1 protein-coding gene is annotated in these 323 nt (G+C 31.6%); it reads left to right on the forward strand.

Features of this window, described 5'->3' with window-relative positions:
- Window positions 1-176: 176 nt before the first annotated feature.
- A partial coding sequence (locus tag ADI58_RS10505) for a helix-turn-helix domain-containing protein (RefSeq protein WP_152905475.1) occupies window positions 177-323 on the forward strand: 147 nt, incomplete at its 3' end.

Raw genomic sequence — 323 nt, forward strand, 5'->3', positions numbered from 1 at the left:
AAAAAGAAACCCAAATACAGAACTGTATTTGAATTTCTTAACTTAATGACATTGCTCTTTAAGGTGGCTTTTTTAGAAGTAAAGTTTAGGCTAGAAAAACAAGAAATAACGCACCAAAATTGGTGCGTTATGCTTTTTTATGCTATAATTGAATTATAAAAATAAAGGAGTTTGCCATGATTGGAAAGAACATAAAATCCTTACGTAAAACACATGACTTAACACAACCCGAATTTGCCCGAATTATAGGAATTTCTCGAAATAGCTTGAGTCGTTATGAAAATGGAACGAGTTCAGTCTCTACCGAATTAATAGACATCATT

It is taken from the genome of Streptococcus mitis (assembly GCF_001074635.1).
Lineage (GTDB): Bacteria > Bacillota > Bacilli > Lactobacillales > Streptococcaceae > Streptococcus > Streptococcus mitis_E.